Source organism: Microbulbifer hainanensis (assembly GCF_014904735.1).
GTDB classification, from domain to species: domain Bacteria; phylum Pseudomonadota; class Gammaproteobacteria; order Pseudomonadales; family Cellvibrionaceae; genus Microbulbifer; species Microbulbifer hainanensis.
Window position 1 is genome coordinate 32,564 of record NZ_JACZCR010000011.1, and the last position, 23,044, is coordinate 55,607.

20 protein-coding genes are annotated in these 23,044 nt (G+C 59.4%); 6 read left to right on the top strand and 14 right to left on the bottom strand.

Annotated elements, in window-relative coordinates:
* Positions 1-42 precede the first annotated feature (42 nt).
* Positions 43-3,339, bottom strand: coding sequence for a TIM-barrel domain-containing protein (locus tag IG168_RS04285; RefSeq protein ID WP_226876522.1), 3,297 nt, complete (start codon positions 3,337-3,339; stop codon positions 43-45).
* A 193-nt stretch (positions 3,340-3,532) separates the two neighbouring features.
* Between IG168_RS04285 and IG168_RS04290 the strand changes: the two genes are divergently transcribed.
* A complete protein-coding gene (locus IG168_RS04290; protein WP_193162093.1) occupies positions 3,533-3,739 on the top strand; it encodes a hypothetical protein in 207 nt (68 codons plus the stop codon).
* 200 nt (positions 3,740-3,939) lie between these two features.
* On the opposite strand, the gene IG168_RS04295 is transcribed toward IG168_RS04290, so the two are convergent.
* Positions 3,940-5,280 carry a DEAD/DEAH box helicase gene (locus IG168_RS04295; protein ID WP_193162095.1) on the bottom strand — a complete coding sequence of 447 codons (1,341 nt, stop codon included), beginning with the start codon at positions 5,278-5,280 and terminating at the stop codon, positions 3,940-3,942.
* 429 nt (positions 5,281-5,709) lie between these two features.
* Here IG168_RS04295 and IG168_RS04300 point away from each other — a divergent pair, with 429 nt between their 5' ends.
* The 3 genes from IG168_RS04300 to IG168_RS20815 all read left to right on the top strand — a co-directional run bounded on the left by IG168_RS04300 (position 5,710) and on the right by IG168_RS20815 (position 7,047).
* Complete coding sequence (locus IG168_RS04300) at positions 5,710-6,312, top strand: GNAT family N-acetyltransferase (protein ID WP_193162097.1); 603 nt, start codon at positions 5,710-5,712, stop codon at positions 6,310-6,312.
* Between the two features lie 341 nt (positions 6,313-6,653).
* Entirely contained in the window at positions 6,654-6,893 is a 240-nt protein-coding gene (locus tag IG168_RS20965; RefSeq protein ID WP_404931988.1) for a hypothetical protein, read from the top strand.
* A complete protein-coding gene (locus IG168_RS20815) occupies positions 6,823-7,047 on the top strand; it encodes an aldehyde dehydrogenase family protein (protein ID WP_193162099.1) in 225 nt (74 codons plus the stop codon). Before IG168_RS20965 ends, IG168_RS20815 begins: the two co-directional genes overlap by 71 nt.
* Positions 7,048-7,345: 298 nt before the next feature.
* Here IG168_RS20815 and IG168_RS04315 read toward each other — a convergent pair whose 3' ends face one another.
* Positions 7,346-8,296, bottom strand: coding sequence for an AraC family transcriptional regulator (locus IG168_RS04315; RefSeq protein ID WP_226876523.1), 951 nt, complete (start codon positions 8,294-8,296; stop codon positions 7,346-7,348).
* A 742-nt stretch (positions 8,297-9,038) separates the two neighbouring features.
* Between IG168_RS04315 and IG168_RS04320 the strand changes: the two genes are divergently transcribed.
* Positions 9,039-10,472 carry an aldehyde dehydrogenase family protein gene (locus IG168_RS04320; RefSeq protein ID WP_193162103.1) on the top strand — a complete coding sequence of 478 codons (1,434 nt, stop codon included), beginning with the start codon at positions 9,039-9,041 and terminating at the stop codon, positions 10,470-10,472.
* 237 nt (positions 10,473-10,709) lie between these two features.
* Here IG168_RS04320 and parE read toward each other — a convergent pair whose 3' ends face one another.
* The 11 genes from parE to IG168_RS04375 all read right to left on the bottom strand — a co-directional run bounded on the left by parE (position 10,710) and on the right by IG168_RS04375 (position 21,168).
* The gene (gene parE, locus IG168_RS04325) at positions 10,710-12,596 is read right to left on the bottom strand and encodes a DNA topoisomerase IV subunit B (RefSeq protein ID WP_193162105.1); all 1,887 of its coding nucleotides are present in this window, start codon (positions 12,594-12,596) and stop codon (positions 10,710-10,712) included.
* An 11-nt stretch (positions 12,597-12,607) separates the two neighbouring features.
* On the bottom strand, positions 12,608-13,231 hold the full coding sequence (locus IG168_RS04330) for a YqiA/YcfP family alpha/beta fold hydrolase (protein WP_193162107.1): 624 nt from the start codon (positions 13,229-13,231) through the stop codon (positions 12,608-12,610).
* A gap of 32 nt (positions 13,232-13,263) precedes the next feature.
* Positions 13,264-13,845, bottom strand: a complete 582-nt coding sequence (locus IG168_RS04335) for a hypothetical protein (RefSeq protein ID WP_193162109.1) — start codon at positions 13,843-13,845, stop codon at positions 13,264-13,266.
* Positions 13,846-14,035: 190 nt separating this feature from the next.
* The gene (locus tag IG168_RS04340; RefSeq protein WP_319024659.1) at positions 14,036-14,839 is read right to left on the bottom strand and encodes a metallophosphoesterase; all 804 of its coding nucleotides are present in this window, start codon (positions 14,837-14,839) and stop codon (positions 14,036-14,038) included.
* Positions 14,840-14,892: 53 nt separating this feature from the next.
* Positions 14,893-15,402 carry a DUF1249 domain-containing protein gene (locus tag IG168_RS04345; protein WP_193162111.1) on the bottom strand — a complete coding sequence of 170 codons (510 nt, stop codon included), beginning with the start codon at positions 15,400-15,402 and terminating at the stop codon, positions 14,893-14,895.
* 87 nt (positions 15,403-15,489) lie between these two features.
* Positions 15,490-16,164 carry an NUDIX domain-containing protein gene (locus IG168_RS04350; protein WP_193162113.1) on the bottom strand — a complete coding sequence of 225 codons (675 nt, stop codon included), beginning with the start codon at positions 16,162-16,164 and terminating at the stop codon, positions 15,490-15,492.
* Between the two features lie 118 nt (positions 16,165-16,282).
* Positions 16,283-16,819 carry a DUF4136 domain-containing protein gene (locus IG168_RS04355; protein ID WP_193162115.1) on the bottom strand — a complete coding sequence of 179 codons (537 nt, stop codon included), beginning with the start codon at positions 16,817-16,819 and terminating at the stop codon, positions 16,283-16,285.
* Between the two features lie 90 nt (positions 16,820-16,909).
* Positions 16,910-17,458 carry a DUF4136 domain-containing protein gene (locus tag IG168_RS04360; RefSeq protein ID WP_193162117.1) on the bottom strand — a complete coding sequence of 183 codons (549 nt, stop codon included), beginning with the start codon at positions 17,456-17,458 and terminating at the stop codon, positions 16,910-16,912.
* Positions 17,459-17,490: 32 nt separating this feature from the next.
* Positions 17,491-19,842: a PqiB family protein gene (locus IG168_RS04365; RefSeq protein WP_193162120.1), complete on the bottom strand. Its 2,352-nt coding sequence runs from the start codon at positions 19,840-19,842 to the stop codon at positions 17,491-17,493.
* Positions 19,835-20,566: a paraquat-inducible protein A gene (locus IG168_RS04370; RefSeq protein ID WP_226876524.1), complete on the bottom strand. Its 732-nt coding sequence runs from the start codon at positions 20,564-20,566 to the stop codon at positions 19,835-19,837. The genes IG168_RS04365 and IG168_RS04370 overlap by 8 nt, the downstream gene beginning before the upstream one ends.
* Positions 20,524-21,168, bottom strand: coding sequence for a paraquat-inducible protein A (locus IG168_RS04375; RefSeq protein WP_193162122.1), 645 nt, complete (start codon positions 21,166-21,168; stop codon positions 20,524-20,526). Before IG168_RS04375 ends, IG168_RS04370 begins: the two co-directional genes overlap by 43 nt.
* A gap of 325 nt (positions 21,169-21,493) precedes the next feature.
* On the opposite strand from IG168_RS04375, the gene IG168_RS04380 reads away from it, so the two are divergent.
* Entirely contained in the window at positions 21,494-23,005 is a 1,512-nt protein-coding gene (locus IG168_RS04380) for a TolC family outer membrane protein (protein ID WP_193162124.1), read from the top strand.
* Positions 23,006-23,044: the final 39 nt, after the last annotated feature.

Sequence of the window (23,044 nt, forward strand, 5' to 3'; positions counted from 1 at the left end):
AAAGGGGGAGCTAAGGCTCCCCCTTTTTTGTTCGCCCTGTTTTTATTTCCCCGTGCCCGTGGTGACGATCAGCGCATTCGCCCAGTTGCCACAGCTGTTGCTGTCGCCTCTGGTACGCAGGCTCAAAGTCTTCAGGGTACGGACATCGATTTCAGGTTTCTGGAAAGCCGGTGCCTTGACCATGCCACTGCTATACAGCAGCCGACCATCGCCATATATCTGGAAGCCCATGGTCGCCATGTCCCGACACCGATCGTCGATACCGATATCAGCACGAAACAGTGAAGCGTCCTCCGGCAGATTGAAGTCAACACGGCTGTCACCCTTCACCTGTAAACCGGAATGGAACTGCAGGCCATTCACGCGCATATCCACCTGGTTCTTGTTACCTGCCGTCAGCATTGCGACATTCGCAGACTTTTTGGCTGTGGGCAGATCGGCAAGATAGACATTCCGCTTGCTCTCCCCTTCGCTCGCGCCCAGCAGCTTGAACTCGGCGATGGTGACCGGGTTAACCGCCACCGGCTCCATGGCGTTGTAAGGCGGTGCAAAATCCTTGTTGTTCTGGCTGGCCAGAACCATTGGATCATTGCCGGCCGCGTCGTTCTGATCCTGCGTCGATGTGATCCGGAAGCGCAGCATGCGGCCGACGATGGGCGCAAACGTCACTTTCTGCAGTCCTTCTTTCGCATCCAGTGTGCCGGTACGCAGGGCTTTTCCCCAGTTGCCGTTGCTGTCCGCCATATAGATTTCGTAATCCCGAACCTGGCCGTAACGCCAGTATTTGTCATTGCGTGGCTGGATTTCAAAACCGGTAATCAGGCGTCGGTCGTTGAATGCCAGGCTGAACTCGATGGCCCCGGTCTTGACGGATTGATCCCTGACCGTTCTGAACCAGGTACCCGGCTTTCCATCGAAGGCATTTTCAAGCGGGAAACCTTTTTCTTCCGCAGGGCGGTTCAGCACGATAAAGCTGTCGCTGGAGATATCGTTGCCCCTGGCCGGCATTTCCGGATAGGGCTTGGTCGCAGCCATTGCAGTTTTCGGATTGATCTGCAGCGCAAATGCGTACCCCTGGTCCACCGGCACTTTTTTGGTTTTGACGTAGACCACCCCGTACTGGGTCTTCGGATCGAACCACCAACCCTCCGCTGCGGCGTCAAACTTGGACTTGTCTGACCACTGCTGCAGCGCTTGGTTGTTCAGGGTCACGCCTTTCGGCTTGGCGCGGGTGTGTACTTGCAGGCGGTAAACCCTGGCCTTCTCGCGACCTTTGTAGTCGCCCTTGACCGGCGCAATTTGTACGCGCACATCGCCCGTGCCTTTCTCCGGCGCCGACATGGTGAAGTCCTGCAGGCTGTAACTGCCTTTTTTATAGGCCCGGGTGTTGCCGTCGTCTTCGTACAGGGTGAAGTGCGATTCGCCCAACGGATAAAGGTCCAGGGTCAATTCGTCCTTGGGTACCTGGCCGTCATACAGGGCTGCCGGGTACATCGGGATAATGGCCCCGCCGCGCACCAACACCGGAGTTGTTTCCAGGGTAACGGGATAATTCAGTTCCGTGCCCGTCTTTGAATTTACTTCGCTGACGCGACCGTCCCAGTAGTCGACCCAGGTTCCCTGCGGCAGGTGGATACCCTCGCGCCAGCCCTTGGAGGCAACCTGGCTGCGGTAGACCGGCGCCACGAGGAAATCCTTGCCCAGGAAGAACTGGTACTTGTATTTCTCGGTATAGGCATTGGGGTCTTCGGGGTGATCCCACATCAGGCCGCGGATGATCGGCGCACCGGTCTGTTCGGCCTGCCACGCATAGGTATACATGTAGGGCATCAGGCGCATCTTCAGCTTCAGGTAGTCGCGGTTGATGCTGCGGTAGGGTTCTTCGAACCACCAGGGGTGCTTTCTTTCCTTCTTCGACCAGCCCGACATGCCCATTAAAACCGGGGTGAAGGATTTCCACTGCAAATCCCGGGTGAAGGTTTCGGGGCTGCCGCCGAAGATACCATCCACATCACCGGTGGCGTAATTCATCCCGGACAGGCCGGCGCCGATCAGGGTCGGCACATGCCAGCGGATATAGTCCCAACTGCCGGACTGGTCGCCAGTCCAGGCCACGGCATAGCGCTGAATGCCGGCCCATCCCATCACGGTCCAGATAAAGGGACGGCTGTCGGAATTGTCGAGGATGCCTGAGGCGGCCTGTGCATTGGCATCCATGGCGAACTGATAGCCTTTGCCGGTCCAGGCGACGTCCAGCTTCTGCGCGCGGGTGCCGGCAGTGCCCACTTCCCAGGCGATTTTCTTCACGCCGTTTTCGGTCCACAGGCCGGTTTTAAAGCCGTATTTCTCAAGCCCTTTTACGACTTTGGGCAGATCACTGTAACCACAGCCGTAACCGTCATTGGGCAGGATCCAGCCGCCGGGCATATCGTATTCGCGATACTTTGCGGCGACGGATTCAATCACATCCGGGGTCTTTCCGGTGGGGCCATCCGTCCAGCCCTCAGGGACGGTGCCGGGCTTTTTGATATTGTCACCATCGTTGTAGCAATCGGCATCACCGTATTCGAACGCCCAGCGCGGCAGCAGTGGTGCCCTGCCCGTCAGTGCGGTGTATTCGGCCAGGATGTTCTTGATCGTATCGCCAAAGAAGAAGTAACCATCGAATCGGTTTTCCGCGTGGCGGGTGGTGATATAGCCCTCGGAGCGGAAATCGTAACTGCCGTTGCTCCAGGTATTGCGCAGTACGCCGTAGCCGGCAGTGCTCATATAGAAGGGCGCGGGGTTTGGACGGTCGCCCTCTTCCCAGCCACCGGAATAGGAAATTTCCAGCATCTTATCTTTAAAAGCGTACTGGCCGTTTTGCATTCCCCCGCCAAAAAATTGCTCGTCTTTACCGCTGCTCAACGTCTGGTAGCTGCCCTCGGTAGCCAAGTCGATCGGCTTGAGCTCCTGCCAGATCAGTGTCTTGTTATCCGGTTTGTAGGCGGCAAATTTCAGCGGGTTGGAATAGATCCGCAGGGCCAGCGCATCAGTCTGCAGCAGCCGGTAATCCCCCTCGTCCTGCAGGCTGAACGGGGCAGCCGCGCGCTTCTGGTCGAGCGCGATGCTGGTCTTCTTGTCGCTGTCATCAAACAGCGTCTTGTCGCGGGCAGCGAGGATGCGGATAACGTCATCCTTGACGACGACAACTTTGACCTGCGCCTTGTCGTCGGTACTTATTTCTACGCCCTGCTTGCCATGCTCGATGAACTTCACGTTGCCCAGCGCTTCAGCCCAGGCACCGGAGCTTAGCCCCAGCAGCAGTGTGACCAGACCAGCGATTACAGAATTTCGCATTATTTTTTCCAGTTGGATGGATTGTTTATCGGTAGTTATTGCGCCATCACGGCTTGTACATCCGCCATCTCAAACAATGCGCCAGCTGGCACTCAATTCCGGGGTGAGGCCGCCCCTCGCTTTCACGAGCGGGGACACCGGGTAGCTCCCAAATAGTCGGTTCGCCTATCTAACCCTCGCCAGGAAGGATTGCATGCCAGCTAACGTGTTACCTCTGGAGGGCGGACCGCCAAAGTCCGGCAAGTCAGAGGCAGGGGAATCACCAGTTGGGGAGCAACGGCGAAAACTTCAAAAGCAAATGAAACAGCAGATTTCCAATATAAAACAAAAAAATCCGCAAAACCACCCAAAAACTGCACTTTTGAAACCAAACGAAAGAAATGAAAATATTGTAGGGTGACCAGATAAGAGCTCGCGTCCACATCCATGCTGCAGCACTCATCGCAGATCCGCCCCAGTAGTGCCGGCGACCTCACAGGCCGACACCCGTCGAGGCGGAAGGAGACAGCCCATAAAAAAAGCGAGCCTCAGATGAGGCTCGCTTTATGGTGAGTGCTGCTGGCTCCGGAGTGATCAGAAACCGCTTTCAGTGCACTACTTTCACGCGGTTTCGGTACTGCGCGCCGGACGCCGGCGGCGACGCGGGCGCTGACTGTCATCCCGCGGCGCGCCATTGCCGTTGCCATTGCCACGGCGGTTACCGCCGCTGCGCGCGCCATCGCGCCCCTGCCCACCGCCGTTGCCGCGCTTCGGCGCACCGCCGCCGTTGCGAGGCTTGCCGATATTGCGCCCGGATTCCGGCACAACGTGATTGGGTTCGAAACCTTCCACTTCTTCACGCGGAATCGGCTTCTTGATCAGCCGCTCGATATCCTGCAGCTGCTTGATTTCATCCGCACTGACCAGCGATACCGCCTGTCCCCGCGCGCCAGCCCGGCCGGTGCGGCCGATACGGTGCACGTAATCTTCCGGCACATTGGGCAGATCGAAGTTCACGACCTGCGGCAGCTGGTCGATGTCGATACCACGCGCGGCGATATCAGTGGCCACCAGGATCTGTACCTTGCCGGCCTTGAAATCCGCCAGCGCCTTGGTGCGCGCATTCTGGCTCTTGTTACCGTGAATTGCCGCCGCGCGGATATTGTCCGCTTCCAGCTGTTTGACCAGGCGGTTGGCGCCGTGCTTGGTGCGGCTGAACACCAGTGCCTGATGCCAGTTGTTTTCCAGGATCAGGTGGCTCAGCAGTTTCTGCTTGCGCGCCTTGTCGACCGGGTGCAGTTTCTGCCGCACGGATTCGGTGGTGGTGTTGCGCGGGCTCACATCGATCTCGGTGGGGTCATTCAGCAGGCCCTTGGCCAGGTTGCGGATCTCACCGGAGAAAGTTGCCGAGAACAGCAGGTTCTGGCGCTTGGCCGGGAGCACCTTGAGGATGCGCTTGATGTCGTGGATAAAACCCATATCCAGCATGCGGTCGGCTTCATCCAGCACCAGTACTTCCAGGTTGTCAAAACGGATGGCGCGCTGGTTGTACAGGTCGAGCAGGCGGCCGGGCGTGGCGACGAGGATATCGGCACCACCGCGCAGGCGCATCATCTGCGGATTGATTTTTACTCCGCCGAACACCACCGAGTGGCGCAGCGGCAGGTATTTGCTGTAGCTCTGTACATTGTCAAATACCTGGGCCGCCAGTTCGCGGGTGGGGGTCAGTACCAGGGCGCGCACCTGGTTGTTGCGCGCGGGAGTGCCATTGGTGAGGCGGTGCAGCAGCGGCAGGGTAAAACCGGCGGTCTTGCCGGTGCCGGTCTGCGCGGCAGCCATGATATCGCCGCCCTTCATGACCGCGGGAATCGCCTGGGCCTGAATCGGCGTGGGCTGGCTGTAGCCCTGGTCAGCCACAGCGCGGGCCAGTTCCTGGGCCAGGCCCAGATCTTCAAACAACATAGTTAAACCTCGAATTGCACCGGAGGCGCAATCAGTCTGTAAACGCGTGCCTTTCGGGCCCGCGAAAAAAATCGGTAGAGGCGAAATACAGGGAATCGCCACGCCGTCGAGTGACCGCAATCTTGTACGCGGTCGGGTGCGGCATTCAGTAGAGGATTCCGAAGAGACTTTAGGGAAAGAATTTCAGGAGGGTGCCGGCTAGCGGCCTACGGATGACGCAGCTGGCAAACGGCCAGCGAGCGCACTATACCACAGCAATCCCGACTGCCTAGTTTTATTTATGCGCCCCGACGCCCGTCCCATTGGATTCCTCCAATCATCACCATAGCCTTTATTTATGACCTGTTAACAGGTCGGGACTCTGCGGACACACTCTGTTGAGACACATTCAAATACTTGAACTGCGCTGGCAGTGGGGAGGTAGATGCTATGTCTACCCAAGATAAATGCGGCATGCATCTGGACTTGGAAAGAGTCACCCTGAAGGATGGACGCTCGGTGACCATTCGTCCGGTATGCAGGAAAGACGGCGAACTGGAGAAAAGCCTGATTGAGGGGCTGTCACCGGAATCGCGTCGCGACCGCTTTATCGGCGGCAGCTGCAAGGCCAGCGAAAAACTGATCGAACTGCTTACCGATAACGATCACGAACAACACGAGGCTTTTATCGCCGTGGACGAGTCCGGTGATAAACCGCGTGCGGTGGCGGTAGCAAACTATGCTCTGGACGACGACGGCCGTGCCTGTGAATGCGCGGTGGTGGTTAGTGATGACTGGCAGCACGAAGGACTCGGCAGGATTATGCTGCAGCAACTGATCGACGTGGCGCGTGCCCGCGGTATCGAGATCATGTACTCAATCGAATCCGCGGACAACATCAAGGTGAAAAAATTCGCCCATGCGATGGGTTTTGTCTGCAAGGCAGATCCGCGCGACTACACGTTGCTGACTTACACACTGGATTTGCAGCCGGAAGAGGCCCCAATCGGGCTCATACAACAACATCAGCGTCCGGCGATGCAGTCGCAGTAACAGCTGCATCGCGACGCACAGTAAAACGACGAGGTTATTAACCCGGCAACCGGGCAGGTTGCCGGGTTAATAACGAGCCAACAAATTAACAGCGGCGCGGTAGCGCCACTTCCCCAAACTCCCCAGCGGCAAAAGCCACCGCGGCATAAGAGGTTTTACGCGCCAAACTACCGCTGAACCTGCTTGGCAACTGGATTCAATCCCAAAGTAAAGACTGGCTTGACGTTACCAACCCCGCCATCGGCGCGTTATCGACCCGTGCCCCTTAAACCGCCGACGACGAGAAGCAGCTGGCGGTAGCGAGCACCGCAGAGGCGTTCCAGAGCTGGAAAGACAACCCAGTGCCCGAGCGAGCGCGCCTGACGTTGCGCTGTCAGCAACAGCTCAAAGACCACTACGAAGACCTGGCAAAAATCTTCAGTGAAGAATCCGGCACGACTTTCGAAGACGCCAAGGATGATGTGCGGCGCAGCGGGCAGGCGGCCAGTGTCACCGCGCTGATGATGGAAAATGATAGAAAATTTAGCCTCGGCCATCGAATGTTACTCCTACCTGCAGCCGCTGGGTGTCGGCACCGGTAATACGCCGTTCCATTTCCCGGCGATGATTCCGCTGTGGACGTTCCTGATGGCCATCGCCCGTGGCAACACTTTCGTACTTAAACTCTCTGAGCATGATCCGGTCACATCATGCAATCGGACAGAGCTGTTCGCCGAGGCCGGCGCGCCCAAGTGATTACTGCAGATGGGACACGGCGGCCGCGAACAGGTGGAATTTCTGCTCGAAAATTCGGATATCAAGGTGGTGTCCTTCGTCGACTCAGTACCGGTGGGTTGCCATATTTAGCGCACCGGCCCCGAACACCTGAAACGAGTACAGACCTTCGCGAGTGCCAAGAACCATATAGTGGTAATGGTCATATCCGACGCCAACAAACGGGCGGCAATCAACAATATCATCGGCTCGTCGGTCGGCGCCAAACCAGATAGCCGCGTCGCTATCCTGAACTTGACCTAGCACTGATGTCCGAGTGTTAATCGTGAGTAAAATCGCGCGATGTTTTTTCGCTGGCTTTCACCAGAGTTTGGTAACGTTTTGGTGAGTTACCAACGATCCGTTTGAAGGCGTTGCTAAACGCGCTTTCGGATGTGTAACCGAGTGATTGGGCAAGGGTGGAGATTGGTACGTTGTCGTCGCGCAGTGCCCGTTCGGCCAAGCACATCCGCCAATTGGTCAGGTAGGTCAGGGGCGCATCGCCAGCGACACTCTTGAAGTAGTGAGCGAAGGTCGTCCTCGACATGGCACAGGCCTTAGCCAGTTCTTCGAGGTGCCAATGACGATGGGGCTCGCCATGCATCAACCGGAGTGCAGGCGCAAGACGCTTGTCACCCACCGCGCGGAGCCATCCCGCTGCCAGGGTATCGGAGGTCTCCAGATGCGTCCGCAGGATCTGGACAAATATAAGCTGAGCTAGATTCGTTGATGAAAGATTGGCACCGGGCAGTTCGGCCTCGCGCTCACGCACGAGTTGGTCAATCAGCCAATGCAAGACCGTCGCTTGTGGTGACGCTGCGCGCACATGGATCAGGGGGGGAAGCATGTCCGAGAGCAGCGAGCCGCTAACGGGGTCTAGCCGAACGTGCCCGCCGATCTGAATGCAATCAGCTCCATCTCCCAGAGTTGCAGTCTTGGTGATATTACCCGCGAACAGGGCCGCTGCGTCGATCGGTACAGCAGACAGATCACTGGCAAGAACAAAAGTGCGTGGCGTCGATAGGAGCAAAACGTCGCCGGCTTCCACTCGTACAGCCCGGTCCTCTCCGTCTATGGCGAGCCAACAATCACCCTTCAGCAGTGCAAAAAACTTGATCTTGTCCGGTTGAGGAAAGCGGATCCCCCACGTCCCGCCGGCGCTGAAACCGCCCGTTACAACAGGCGTGGCATCTGTGTATTTGAGGACATCAGAGAAAGGATCGCTATTCATAACTGCAATATGGCGCAAGAAAATAGTAACTTTAACCATCAATAGTACGAAAGACTAATTTTTCATCCACAGTACGTCGTACCGTCAAGCTGCGATGCACTGACAACCGGCCACGGCGAGGCCGTCGCCGAGACATTCGGGAAGTTCGCACTCACGCGCAAGTAAATCGGACTTTTGATTATTCTCAGTCCAGATCGGCGCGGATACAGTGTAGGAAGAATTTCCCGCTGACTAGAATTTGCGATGTCCACTCTACAAGCTCCCCTAGGGTCCAACTTTAGTGCCGTATCGATGGCTACTGATGTCATTCAGGACGATCGATCTATCGGGAGAAGTCACTGGCGACTGCCCCGGCCCGGATCAGCAACGCTAGCATCACGGCGCCACCGGAACCGACCTGTGATTCGCGTGCTGAGAACAATGGCATGCGTGCGTTTCCACTACATCCGAGCGGCATCCCCAGTACAAGCCACGACGATCGGCGATTCAACCGGCTCATCGGGGGTCATGTCTGATGCCTCTGGTTCGGTTTCCAGCCAAGCACCTGTGGACGCTTGGCGAAAAGTGCCTTGAGGTCTGACAAGTTATTGAAAAAAGTTTTCCTTGGCTTTTTTCAACCCGGCTTTGCGGCACAGCTCCGCATCCCCCCACGACAAATCACCACTTATGTGCTCGATTTGCGCTCCGCGCCTCCGATGGCCGGACCAACAATCTGCTAACACAATTAAATAAGGGAATCGTCATGAGAGTCATCAACCAGCATTATATCAATGGGCGCTTCGTGGACTCCTGCGGAACCGAAATACTCGACATAGTGAACCCGACGAATCGCACCACTATCGGCCGCGTTACGCTCGGCGATGAGCGAGATGCACGTGACGCTATCGACGCCGCAAAAAAGGCCCTGAAAACCTGGTCTAAAACATCGCTGGATGAACGCAAGCGCTATCTGCAGAAATTGCACGATGCGATCCAATCCCGCGAAGCCAAGCATATTGAAATCAGGACTGAAGAATACGGTGGTGTATCGCGGCACTCCAAATTTTCCATCAGTGGAGCCGCAAAAGTCTTCCTCAATATGAAGAAAACTCTGGACGAAATCGCATTCCATAAAGCTGTTGGCCAGGCGGACGTTACATTAAAACCCGTAGGAGTTGCGGGGCTTATCACTCCGTGGAACTCAGCCATTTTTATGGTTTGCAACAAGGTTGCACCAGCCCTTGCCGCGGGATGCACCGTTGTCATCAAGCCCAGCGAACTGAGCGCACTGCAGATTCAACTTCTCGTGGAATGTTTTGATGCTGCGGGATTGCCACCCGGCGTTATCAATCTCGTTCATGGTCGTGGCGAAGTTGTCGGCAACGAACTTACGCTAAATCCTGACATAGACAAGATTTCCTTTACTGGGTCGACTACCGTGGGCAAATCCATCATGCGCAACGCCGCCGAGACCATAAAGCGCGTCACACTCGAACTTGGAGGAAAATCGGCACACATCATTCTTGACGATGCGGACATCGACAAGGCGGTTGCGTTTACCCTCACAACGGGTTTCATGAATAACGGACAAGCCTGTATTGCCGGCTCGCGTATTCTGGTACCAGAACACAAACTGGAGGCTGTGAAGGATGCATTGCTGAAGGCCGTACCCACTTGGAAGGTCGGCGATCCAACTAAAGACGATACCCTACTCGGCCCGCTCGTCACCGAGAAACAATACAACCGAGTGCAAGCCTATATCCACAAGGGGATTGAAGAAGGGGCAGAAATCCTTATAGGCGGCAAAGGGCAGCCCAAGGGACTCGAAGCGGGCAACTTCGTTCAGCCAACGATTTTCGTTAATGTCCGCAACGACATGACGATCGCACGGGAAGAGATATTTGGGCCAGTCCTATCCGTCATAACCTACAAGACCGAGGAAGATGCGATAAGGATCGCAAATGATTCCATCTACGGACTACAGGCATGGATTAGCTGTGGCGATCCAGAACGCGGTCGCAAGATAGCCGATCGCATTGAGGCTGGCGTAGTTATGGTCAATCAAGTTTTCGACATGTTCGACGAAGCCGGAGCGCCAGCGGGTGGTTTCAAGCAGTCAGGCATAGGTCGCGAGTTCGGGACCTATGGCCTTTCCTCCTATCTTGAACCGCAGGCAATTTTTCCCAAGCGGGCCTAACAGGCTTTTGAAAAAGGCCTTGCCCGGCCTTTTTCAACCCGGGTTTTCGGCACAGGTCCGCAAACCCTCCACGCCAAGTCGAGCATTTACGTACCGCTGAGTCTGTGGGTGAGCGTGAGGCTGGATATTCAGGGCATACCTCGAGCTTCCATTCCCGAAGTATATGATTTTTATAAATGAACCCCTGAATTTTATAGAGTCACCATAAAAGCTTATACAGTTTTGGTAAAACCTATATCAACCGACTTCCGCGAGATTTCCCTTACTTTCCAGCCACTGCTTGCGGTCCCCGGCGCGCTTCTTCGCCAGCAGCATATCCAGCAGCTGATTGCTGTCGTCGCCGGCGTCGATGTAGAGCTGCACCAGGCGGCGGGTATCCGGATCCATGGTGGTCTCGCGCAGCTGTAGCGGATTCATTTCACCGAGGCCCTTGAAGCGGGTCACCTGGATTTTGCCCTTTTTCTTTTCCGCATTGATGCGATCGAGAATGCCCTGCTTCTCCGCCTCATCCAGCGCGTAATAAACGTCCTTGCCGATATCGATACGGAACAGCGGCGGCATGGCCACGTACACGTGTCCGTTGGTCACCAGCGGGCGGAAGTGGCGCAGGAACAGCGCGCACAGCAGTGTGGCGATGTGCAGGCCATCGGAGTCGGCGTCGGCGAGAATACAGATTTTGTTGTAACGCAGCCCCTCGAGATTGTCGCTGCCCGGATCCACCCCCAGTGCCACGGCGATATCGTGTACTTCCTGGCTAGCAAGGATTTCCGCCGAGTCCACTTCCCAGGTATTCAGGATCTTGCCGCGCAGCGGCATGATGGCCTGGAATTCCCGGTCGCGGGCTTGCTTGGCGGAGCCGCCGGCGGAATCCCCCTCCACCAGGAAAAGTTCCGAACGGCTGGTGTCGCCGCTGGAGCAGTCGGCGAGCTTGCCCGGCAGCGCCGGTCCCTGGGTCACTTTTTTGCGTGCGACTTTTTTCGCCGAGCGCATGCGTTTCTGCGCATTGCCGATACAGAGTTCGGCGAGTTTGTCGCCCTCTTCGGTGTGCTGGTTCAACCACAGGCTGAACGCGTCCTTGGCAACACCGGAGACAAATGCCGTGGCCTCGCGGGAAGACAGGCGCTCCTTGGTCTGGCCGGAGAACTGCGGGTCGGCGAGTTTCGCCGAGAGTACGTAGGAGCACTGGTTCCAGATATCCTCCGGCCCCAGCTTGATACCGCGCGGCAACAGGTTGCGGATTTCACAGTACTCGCGCATCGCCTCCAGCAGGCCAGCGCGCAATCCGTTGACGTGGGTACCGCCCTGGGCGGTGGGAATCAGGTTGACGTAGGATTCGGCGGTGACTTCACCACCCTCCGGCAGCCATTGCACGGCCCAGTCCGCCGCTTCGGTAGTCGCGCTGAAGTTACCGACAAAGGGCTCTGCCGGTAGCACTTCCCAACCCTGGTTGGCGGCGGCGAGATAGTCCTTGAGGCCGTCCTCGTAGAACCACTGATCCGACTCACCGTCCTGCTCATTGATAAATACCACGGTAAGACCGGGGCACAGCACCGCCTTGGCGCGCAGCAGGTGGCGCAGGCGCGGCACGGAAAACTTGGGCGAATCGAAATACTGCGGATCCGGCATAAAGCGTAAGCTGGTGCCGGTGGTGCGCTTGGCGCAGTCGCCGATCACTTCCAGGTCAGAGGCCTTGTCGCCGTTCTGGAAACCGATGCGATGCACGTGGCCATCGCGCTGGATGGTGACTTCCAGCACCTTGGACAATGCATTGACCACCGATACGCCGACACCGTGCAGGCCGCCGGAGAACTGGTAGTTCTTGTTGGAGAACTTACCGCCGGCGTGCAGGGTGGAAAGAATCACCTCGACGCCCGGGCGCCCCTGTTCCGGATGGATATCCACCGGCATACCGCGGCCGTCGTCACTGACCGACAGGGAGTGATCCTTGTGCAGTACCACTTCGATTTTTTTCGCGTGCCCGGCCAGCGCCTCGTCGACACTGTTGTCGATGACTTCCTGGGCCAGGTGGTTGGGGCGGGTGGTGTCTGTGTACATGCCGGGGCGCTTGCGCACCGGATCCAGCCCCGTGAGTACCTCGATATCTTCGGCGGAATAGTTGGCCATATTCTTATGTATTACTGCTCGTTGAAAAGAAATTCGACAATGGGTTCACAGTAGCGCGCAAACCCCTGAAAGCTGTGATCACCGTCGTCTTCGACGGTCTGCCGCTGCCCCCGGTAAAACTCTTCCGCGTCGCGGAAGTCGAGAGTCTCATCGCCGCGCTGGGCGAGCAGCCAGTAGCGGCCGCGCAGCGGCCGCGCCAATTCGGTCTCCAACTGGCGCATGGTATCAACGTCTGCCCGGGTAAGGCGATACTCCTGTGCCTCACCACTGTATGGCTTGAGGACCTGCCCCAGGTAGGCCGGCATAAAGCGCGCTGGATGCACTGCGGGATTGACCAGCACCGCGGGCAGTTCATAGCGCTCTGCCAGGTAGCTGGACCAGAAGCCGCCCATGGAGCTGCCGACCAGACCGATGGGGCCGCAGTCGCCAGCGGCAATAAAGCCTTCCACCAGGCTGAGCAGGGACTGCCTGGCAATTTCCGGGTAGGGCGATACCTGCGGCGCACAGAAGACAATGTGCGGGTGCTCAGCGGCGAGCCGCTCGCGCATCAACTGGCACTTGTGGGACTGCGGGGAGGACAGAAAGCCGTGCAGATAGATCAATAGCGGCCGCGTATAGGATTGTGATAGGGACATGGCGGGGGATTATAGCCCCTGCGGCCCGGCGCTCAATGCACACTCTTATGCAGGCTGCCGAAGGCGCGGCGCAGGTCCATGCGCATGTCTGCCCAGAAAGACGGCGGTGAAAAGCGCTGCAGGCGGCCGGGCCCGAGGCTGGGGAAGTCCTCGCCAAACTCGCGGCGATCGCGAAACTGCAGCACGACACTACCCCTAGCATCGCTCAGGGTGCCCGACAGCGTGCCATAGGCACTGCTCTCCGAGAACACCTCGCGCAGGTGGGTCGTCTGTTCCAGGGGCGCGGGCAGGTAAAATTTTTCCAGCCGCAGGTGCAGGGTGTAGTCCGCGGCGCGGGCGTCAGAGACCAACCGGCCGCCCCGCGCAGACAGGAAACGCTCTGCAAAGGCCTGTGCCATCGTCTCCTGCAGTCGCGCGCGGGCATCGGCATCCAGCGTGCGGTTGCTAAAGCCCAGCGGCTGCTTGCCCTGGGAAGCGGAGCTGCGATAGTCGATTTCCAGGGGCGCCACATAGACAGTGGCACCACTCAGGTCGAGCGGACTCACAGCGTTCACCTGGTCCAGGCCGCCGGCACGGGGTTGCAGCGCCGCTGCGCGCCCGCTATCAGCTGGCACTGCGGCCGCGGGCCCACCGCTGCGCTGGCTGCTGCAGCCGCCCAACGACACCAGGATTGAGACGCAACACAACAGAAGACGGACTCGGAACATCACCGGCCTCACGACATCGCGTAATTACCTGGAAAGTGTAAGGCGGGAGATGGCGGATAGCAGGTCAAAAACTGCGGAGAGTGCGGAGGGCGAACGCTCAGTAGCCGCCGGAGGCCAGGTCAACTCTGTATTCGGACACGACGACGCGCTCCACCCCGGTGCTGTAGCTGCCGTCATCTCGCAGTTCGAACCAGCGATAGCCGGGCATCTGCTCGTCGACGGCAAAGGGACCACTGCCGGGCGTAAACTGTACCGAGGTGGAAGGAGTCGCGTGCAGCCCGATGTGCCGGTAATGGCTGTCGAACTGCTGGTGCACATGGCCCCATACCATTGCCTTGACGTTGGGTGCGGCACCCACCAGTTGCATCAGGCGCTCGCGACCTTCGCGCAGCATATGCCCGTCGATCCAGTCACTGCCCACCGGTACCGGCTGGTGATGCATCATCACCATCACCGGGTATTCACGGCATTCCTGCAGCAACTGCTCCAGGCGCTGCAACTGACCTTCGCTGAGACCACCGCAAATTTGATTCTCGACACTGGTATCCAGCAACAGCAGGCGCCAGTTGCCGAGCGAAACCACTTCCGCATTGCGACTGGGCGCCATCTGGCGCATGCGCGCGGCGTTGTCGTGATTGCCGGGCAGCCAGTACCAGGGCGTACCCACACCCCGCATCTTGTGCAGGAAACGGCGGTAGGCGGCTTCAGAACCATTGGCGCTGACATCGCCGGTGACCACCAGCATTTCGGCACTGCCCTGCTCGCTCGCGATGACCCGCAGGACTTCGTCCAGGGTGTGCCCGGTATCCAGCCCCAACAGCTGATAGTCCGGCCGCCCACCAATATGGGGATCGGTAAACTGCACCAGACGTTGCACGGAACTGTTTGGATCTTCGCTCACGTTCTCACCTTCCACTCACATCCATGTGACAGCCGGCCCGGTGCCATTGCACCTTAAATTCGCCGGCCATCCAGCACTAATTCAAATTCTGTGCGGCCGTTCTCCAGACAGTGGCCCAGCCACTCTCCGAGAAAGCGATTGGCCTGCTGCCGCTCGTCGGCACGCTCCATCCGCGGGTTGGGGTAGGCGCAATTCACTCCATTGTCGCCCACCGGCCCGCGGCCATCGATTGCCACCACTTCCGCCATCCGCGCATCGTGGTAAAGGCGCACGGTAATCTGTGGCGGCGCCATCCAGCGGCGCTCACCCGCATCGGCACGCGCGCTCAGGCTCACCTCGGTGGTGTAGCGCGAGCGCTCCAGTACGGAAAGCTCCATCGCTCCGTGGGGCATCCGGTAGCGCCAGTGCTCACGGCTCGCCAGCTCCGGCAGCAGTTTGCACAGGCGCAGGTAGTTTGCGTCGCAGTCGGCGTGGTAGGAGGGCAGGTCGACCCGATAGGCCGTTTTGCCCACCCGCCTGTCCAACGGGCGCAAGCGCATGTCCACTTTTGACTGTACTGCCATTATCGACACTCCAATTCCCCTGCCGCCGTGATTCAGATCTCAATTTCTACCCACGGCGTGCAAATGTATTGATTTCTCTGTAACCGCCTAGCCCACAGACGCCGATCGCGCCAGCTCATCCAGCCGCGCGCGGTTCAATTGCAACCACTGCAAACTGATCACCGTAGCGGCATTGTCGATCGGGCAGGCGCCGGGCTCTCCGCTCTCCATGGCCTCCAGCACTTCCTGCAGCGGGAATACCCGCAGACGGATATCCTCATGTTCGTGAGACAGCCCGAAATGGCCCTCGGCGTCGCGGAGATTCGCGAGCGCGCAGAACAGGTGCATTCTCTCGGAGCTGCCCCCGGGGCTCGGCATATAGGTGCGAATGTAGTGGAACTCGTCCACTGCCATGCCCGCCTCCTCGAGCACCTCGCGACGCGCCACCTCCTGCAGCGATTCCTCTGGTTCAACCATGCCGGCGACCACCTCGAGGCACCAGGGGCCACCCGGGCGCTCAAGGGCACCGACGCGGAACTGCTCGGTAAGCGCCACCAGTTCATTGAGCGGATCGTATAGGAGCACCCCTACGGCGGCGCCGCGCACGAACAGCTCCCGCTCAAATTCGGCACTCCAGCCACCGCGATACAGACGGTGACGCAACCGCAGGCGCACCATGGTGAAGAACCCTTCAAATACCGGCGTGCGCTCGATCACATCCACGGCGCTACGGGTAAATTGCGATGCCAGTCCAGCGCCGGGTGGCTCTCGTTGTTCGCTCATGATTCAGCCTTTCATCGGCGGTTGTCGATTGGCGCAGTATGCGATGCACACTCGACCAATTCCAGACACGCGCTTGCCACCTGACGACGCAATTAGCACATTTGCACCAACTACAGTGTCAGCGGGGCGGAAAACGATTCAGCAACAGGGCCAGCTCCTCGCGCATGCGCTGCAGACGCTGGGCGGGATCCGCGAAGCGCGTTGCAGTCGAGGGCGTACTGCCCCGCCACAGGGGCTCACTGTCCGGAGACAGCACGTCCAGCACTAGCGTATCCTGGCGATACTGCCGTACCTCCAGCGGTGCGCGCCAACCGAATCCCCAGGCGCGGTAACCGCCATAGAGGGACAGGCTGTCGTCGTAAACGGCCACTTTGTCGACCGCTACCAGCTGCAGGCGCACGAGAAAGTCCGCACCTTCCGCGCTCTTCGCCGGCTGGAACCGCTGTCGCAATACACCGTCCGCGGCCTCGCGGGCGCGCTTGATTTCCAGGGGCGAAACACGGCCGCTCGCGAGAGGATCGAGCAGGTAATAGGTATGCAGGCGGCTGAAATCCGCCTGGGAGTCGTAATCGATGGCGACGGGCGGCGCAACGGCGCAGCTCGCCAGGGACAGGACTATCAGAACCGCCAGCGCGGCCCGGAATACGGCACTCATGCCAATCTCCTACAGCAGAGGATGAAGATCAGGCTTCCATGCCACCAATTGCGAGTGGGGCGCTGCGGCCGCCCCGGATAAATCGAATGACTAGTAAACCGCCGCAGGCAGATTGCGCAGCAGTTCCTGTACCGCAACACCGAGAATGCGCTGGCGCTCCTCCGCGTTCTCCGGACGCGCAATCAATTTCTCGGCGCTGCCGCCCCAGATGGCGGGCTCGCCTTCGCGGCCAATGCCCAGCGTCAGGGTCACGCGCGGGGCGCCACTGCGCTGGGGCAACTCCACCACCCCGGACTGGGCGTTGGAATCGAACTGGGCATTCCAGCTGGGATTGGTATCGTCGTTGACAAACTCCTCGTTGACGACGGCAACCTGATAATCGATCACCATGTCGGCTTGTGCCGTATCGTCCACCAGGCGGTAGCCGCGGCCACGCATCGCCGCAACGACAATTGCGCGCAACTCTTCATCCAGCTCCACCAGCTGCGCCGATGCATCAGGCACGTCACTGAGCGCCGCCTGGCCCCAGGCATAGGTGGAAAAGACTACCGGCGGGGGACCAGTCTCTACCCGCTGCACCTGCACATCCTGACACGCGGTCATGAGCAGTCCCAGAAATACCAAGAAAATCAAACGCATAGCTAATCCCTGTTCCCTGTTTAAAACGCCGCTCACTTGACCGGCTCAGCTGCCGGATACAATTCTATTTTAGGACTCCAGCCCAACCACTCCGGCTTTGCCTCCGGGTAGAGCGGAAAATGGCTACCGGACTCCACTTCGAGCCCCATATCCGGCGCCTCTGGCGTTGCAAATGCAAGACCGCCAGCGAGCAGTGCCTGGGTCGACTCGGTGTTCACAGTCAGGCCCGTTTTCAGGCCAAAATTGACTTCCACACCACTCGCATTCCAGAACACCGTGTGCTCCCGCACCAGTGTGCGATAGCGCGGCGCTATATGTACATAGATATAAACCCGGTCCGCCAGTTCCCCTAGCGCGAACCCGGTCACCTCTCCGACCTGTACCTGGCGGTAGTACACCGGGCTGCCGGGCACCAGCGAGCCGCGGCGCGGCGCATCGAGAATAACGGTGAGACCCGGGCGATTCATGGTATCGGCCAGATCCGGCTTCGGCGCTTCCGGCAGTGCGGTAAATTCGGTCTGCAGCGGCCCCTCGCCCGGCTCCAGGGCCAGGTAGCGGCCGGTGATGATGGTGCCGAGGTTGGCGACTTTACTGAGGCCGATCTGCGGTGATACCACCCACATGCGCGTGCCGCCCCGGGCGAAATCCTGATAGCGCTGATACAGCTTTGCGCGCGCACGCACGGTGCTGTTGTCCGGTGCAAGTCGCAGGCGGGTAATCTCTCCTACCGCAATACCGCGGTAGCGCAGGGTGGCGCCCTCACGAAGGCCCTCGGCATCCGACAGCGTGATATTGATATCGAGCCCCTCTTCCAGCGCTGCTTCGCGACTGTTGTACAGCCGGAAAGAGTCGCCATTGCGGGCTTTTCCGGCGCGCTCCCGCGCACGCGGCGGGCTGCCGAAGGCGATACCACCGCGCACCAGCGACAGCAGCGAATCGGCTTCGACATCAATACCCGAGAGTCCGGCACTGGCGCGCAGGCCGCTGACATTCCAGAAACGCGATTCCTTGTTCGCGAGATAGGCGTAGCGCGGCTCGATCACCACATACACCTCCACGCCGTCACCGTCGTCGTTCAGCTCCATGCCCTGCACTTTGCCCACTTCGATACGTCGGTAATACACCGGGGCGCCGCGCTGCAGCGAACCGGGATTGCGCGCGGTCAGGCGCAGGTGCAGCCCCGGTACCCGCGGATCCATCGGCGGTGCCGTTGCCAGGGCATCGAATGTGCGCTTGGAGCGCTTGCCGCGGCGCAGGTCCACTTCAATGCGCCCGCCCTTGAGCAGATCGTTGAGCCCGCTGGAAATATCCAGGGTCGGTGGGGCAATCCAGAAGCGGGTGTTTTCACTCAAGAGGTCGTCGGTAATCGGATCCATCAACACCTTGACTTCCATACCGTCGATGCGGCGGTTGGCCTTGACCGTACTGACCTCGCCGACCTGCACGCCCTGGTAATACACCTGCGTACTGCCGGCAGTGACAGTGACACCGCGATCAAAATTGAGCGTGATCGGAATGCCGGCATCTGCGGCGGAAAAACTTTTATAAAGTTTGAACTCACTGCCGTTGACCGCCAGCGGCGACTGGCGTTGGGTTTCCGGCGTGTAGAAACTGATGCCGCCGGCAACCAGTGCGGCAATGGATTCCAGGTTGACGGTAACACCGCTGATGCCGCCCTCCACCGACAGCCCTGAGGCGTTCCAGAAGCGACTGCCGCGGTGCACCAGATGCGCGTATTCGCTGCGGATAAACAGGTCGATCTCTACCTGGTTGTCGTCTTTGCCGAGCCGGTAATTTTCCACCTGCCCAATCCGCAGCTGCCGGTAGTAAACCGGCGAGCCGCGATTCAGGGAGCCCAGCCGCGGCGACTTCACCACTACCCGCAAGCCTTCACCGCGCACATGGGCGGGCGGGTCTTCCAGGGCAATGAACTGGCGCTTGCGCGCGCCACTACCGGGCTCCACGGCGATGTAGTTACCGGACACCAGCGTCTCCAGCCCGCGGACACCGGTGATCGACAGCTCCGGTTTTACAACCCAGAACTCCGTTCCCTCCACCAGCAGAAATTCCGCACTGCGATTGAATGCCACCTCTGCCATCACACCGTCGGCGCCGTCCAGCTCGGGAGCGTTCGGCACCAGGCGGAAATCCTGCACAACCCCGATATCCACACCGGAATATTTCACGACGGTCTTGCCCTTCACCAGGCCGTCGCCAGAATGAAACAGAATGGTGGCCCGGATGTCCCCCTGGGTGAAATCCCGGTACAGCAGCCAGACCGCAATCAAAGCGGCGATCAGTGGCAACAGCCATACCAGCGGCAGGCCGCGACTACGCTTTACCACGGCTTCCTGTTCTACTTGCTCGGGAAACTCTTCAGGCATTCCCCGGGGCTCCTCGTTGTTGTTCCTGCGCGCGGGTATCGCGCTCTTCGTGTACCGCAGCCCTGCGCTCGTCGTACGCATCCCAAATCAGCCTGGGATCAAAACTGCGCGCCGCTGTCATCGTCACGACCACCACCGTGGCAAATGCCGTACTGCCGGGACCGGCTGTCACCTGGGCGATCGCCCCCATGTCCACCAGCGCAACCAGAATGGAAATCATAAACAGGTCCAGCAGTGACCAGCGGCCGATGCCGGACACCACACGGTACAGCTTCATCGCCTGCAGAGGAATCAGTGGCACCCGCAGCTGTATCTGAATCAGGAGAATTATCAGGCCCAACAGTTTCATCACCGGCACCGCAATACTGGCGACGAATACAATCAGCGCAATGCCCCAGAGCCCGGCGTGGTATAGCTGCATTACGCCGCTGATAATGGTGCTGGGCTCTCCGGAACCCAGATAGATGACCGTCATCACCGGTAATATGTTTGCCGGCAGCAGCAGTAGCGTCCCGGTGATGACCAGTGCCCAGGTCACCATCAGGCTACCGTCGATACGGGTGTGTACCCTGGCGCCGCAGCGGGGGCAGTGGCGCGGGTCACCGCCGGCTGGCATCGTCACCAGCTGGTGACAAACCAGGCAACAGCTCATCCCGCGCGCTCGCGCTTTCAGCGGAAGTTTCATGCCACCTTCCCGCTGGCCCGGCGCGCCATCCGCGACCATATCGATTCCTGATCGAAACTCAGGGTCGTCAGATTGGCCACCAGCATCATCGCGGCAAAACAATAGAGGCCCGGCCCCACCTCCATCTTGCCCAGGTCGCTCATTTTGACCAGCGCCACCAGCACTCCCAGCATGTAAACATCCAGCATGCCCCACTCTTTGAGGTGTTGGTACCATCGCACCGCCAACCCCACTGGCCGATCCAGCAGGGCCCAGGCACTGCCCCAGCAGATAAACGTCAGCAACAGGAATTTTGCCAGCGGCGCAATCACACTGCAGAACAGCACCAGGCTCGACAGCCAGTAATAGCCGGCATCAAACAGTGACATCACGCCATTAAACAGGGTGTTCTCACCGCCGAAGGCAAAGATGGAAAAATGCAGGAGTGGCAGGGTCGCCGCGGGAACAAACAGCAGCAGGCCGGTGAGACTCAGCGCCGCCGTGTAGTGAACGCTATTCTTTGGGTTGCGGTGCAGGGTCGCATTGCAGCGCGGACAGACCAGTTTCTGACCTGGCGGCGCCACCGCATCGAGCAGCAGCAGATCGCACTCGTGACAGGCGCGCTGCCAGGTTTTCCGCCGTCGGTGTTGTCCCTGATCCATCCCCGGGAGTCCTTGCCTCATTCTGCACAATCATTGCCGCATCCAAATCGGCTGCGGCTGCGTCTATTGAATTATCGAAAGCCGACCCGATCTGTGGAAGCCGTGAAATTCGCGAAACCCGCAGTTCGCGATCCAATAACCGCACATTCGCGTCGGTTTAACGAAGATATACCAAAATGCCCTAGCCGTCGCCTCGACGCCCCCGCTACCCCCGGGTAAAATGGCGCACTGCTCAGATTCGGGGACCTTCAGGACCCCGCCAGTGGGGAGACTGGCAGCGCATTTGCAGCTTTGAGACCGCACCCGCCACAGGAAGTTGAAACAGATGAATAGAAGTAATTCGAACACAAAGCGCGGCCGCACGCGCCCGCTGAAGACTCAGATCGCCGCCGCACTGAAGGCTCCGCTCGCCGTTGCCGTACTCGGCTTTGGCGCGATGCAGGCCCACGCCGATACTCTATGGGAAATCTACCTGCAGGCACTGGACAACGATCCCCAGCTGGCCGCCGACCACGCCGCCTACGAGGCCGGCCTGGAAGCCAAGAACCTCGGTCGCTCCGCACTGCTGCCGCAGATTAACGCTTCAGCGGAAGCGGCAAGATCCAAAGTCGATGCCTCGCGTGTGCAGACCCAGGGCACCGAGGTAAACGGCCAAACCGGACTGGTCAGCTATCCGATCGATTCAAGTGCCGATACCGACGACCGGGTCTATTCTGCCAACTTGACTCAGAAGCTGTTCGACGCTTCAGCCTGGTTTGACTACAAACAGGGCAAAAAACTCAGCGAAGAGGCCGCGGCTCAATTCAGCTCTGCCCAGCAGGGCATGATGCTCCGGGTGGCCACCGCCTATTTCAACGTGCTGCGCGCCTACGACGTTCTGGAGGCCCAGCGTGCCGAGGAGGAGGCCCTGGCCAAGCAGCTGGAACAGACCCAACAGCGTTTTCAGGTGGGCCTGACCGCGATCACCGACGTCTACGACTCCCGCGCTGCCTACGACAGTGCAGTGGCCCGCCGCCTTACCGCCCAGGATGACCTGCTGAGCAACTTCGACGCCCTGACTGTACTGACCGGCCAGCCCCACGACACAGTCGCGCCGCTGATGGAAAACTTTGCCGCGGCGGCGCCGGAGCCAGCGGATCGCAGCGCCTGGGTAGATTTCGCCCTGGCCAATAACTTCGACCTCAAGGCCGCGCGCCTGGCCGCGGACGCCGCGCGCTACAATGCCCGCGCCGCCGCCTCCGACCACCTGCCGACGCTGACCGGGTCGCTCACTTACCGCAAGGACTACAGCGATGGCGACCAGGATGTCACCGCGCTGGGCGACGTCAACCGTTTTCCCATCGATGACCAAATCGAAACCAAAGTGGCGGCCATCACCCTGAACGTGCCGATCTACTCCGGTGGCGGCATCAGCGCCAGCCGCCGCCAGGCCCGCAACCAGTCATTTCAGGCCGAAGACCTGCGCAACCTGACTGAACGCAATACCATCCAGGACACCCGCACCCTGCACCGCGCGGTGGTGACCGATGTATCGAGGGTGGCGGCCCGCGAACAGGCGGTGGTATCTGCAGAGAGCGCCCTGAAAGCCACGCAGGCGGGCTACGAGGTGGGCACGCGCAATATCGTCGACGTGCTGCTGGCGGAGCGCACCCTGGCCGCCAACAGAACCGACTACGCCAACGCCCTTTACGATTACATCCTCAATACCCTCAATCTGAAGCGCGTCGCCGGCCTGCTGGCGCCCGACGACCTACAGCAGCTGGAGGCGGACCTCAACCCGGCCCGGCCGGTTGCCCGAGTGGCTGAAACCAGCGTCAAAGCCTCGCCTATCAAGTAAGGCCACAGAGGCAACGAGCGAAAACAAAAAAGGGAGGAA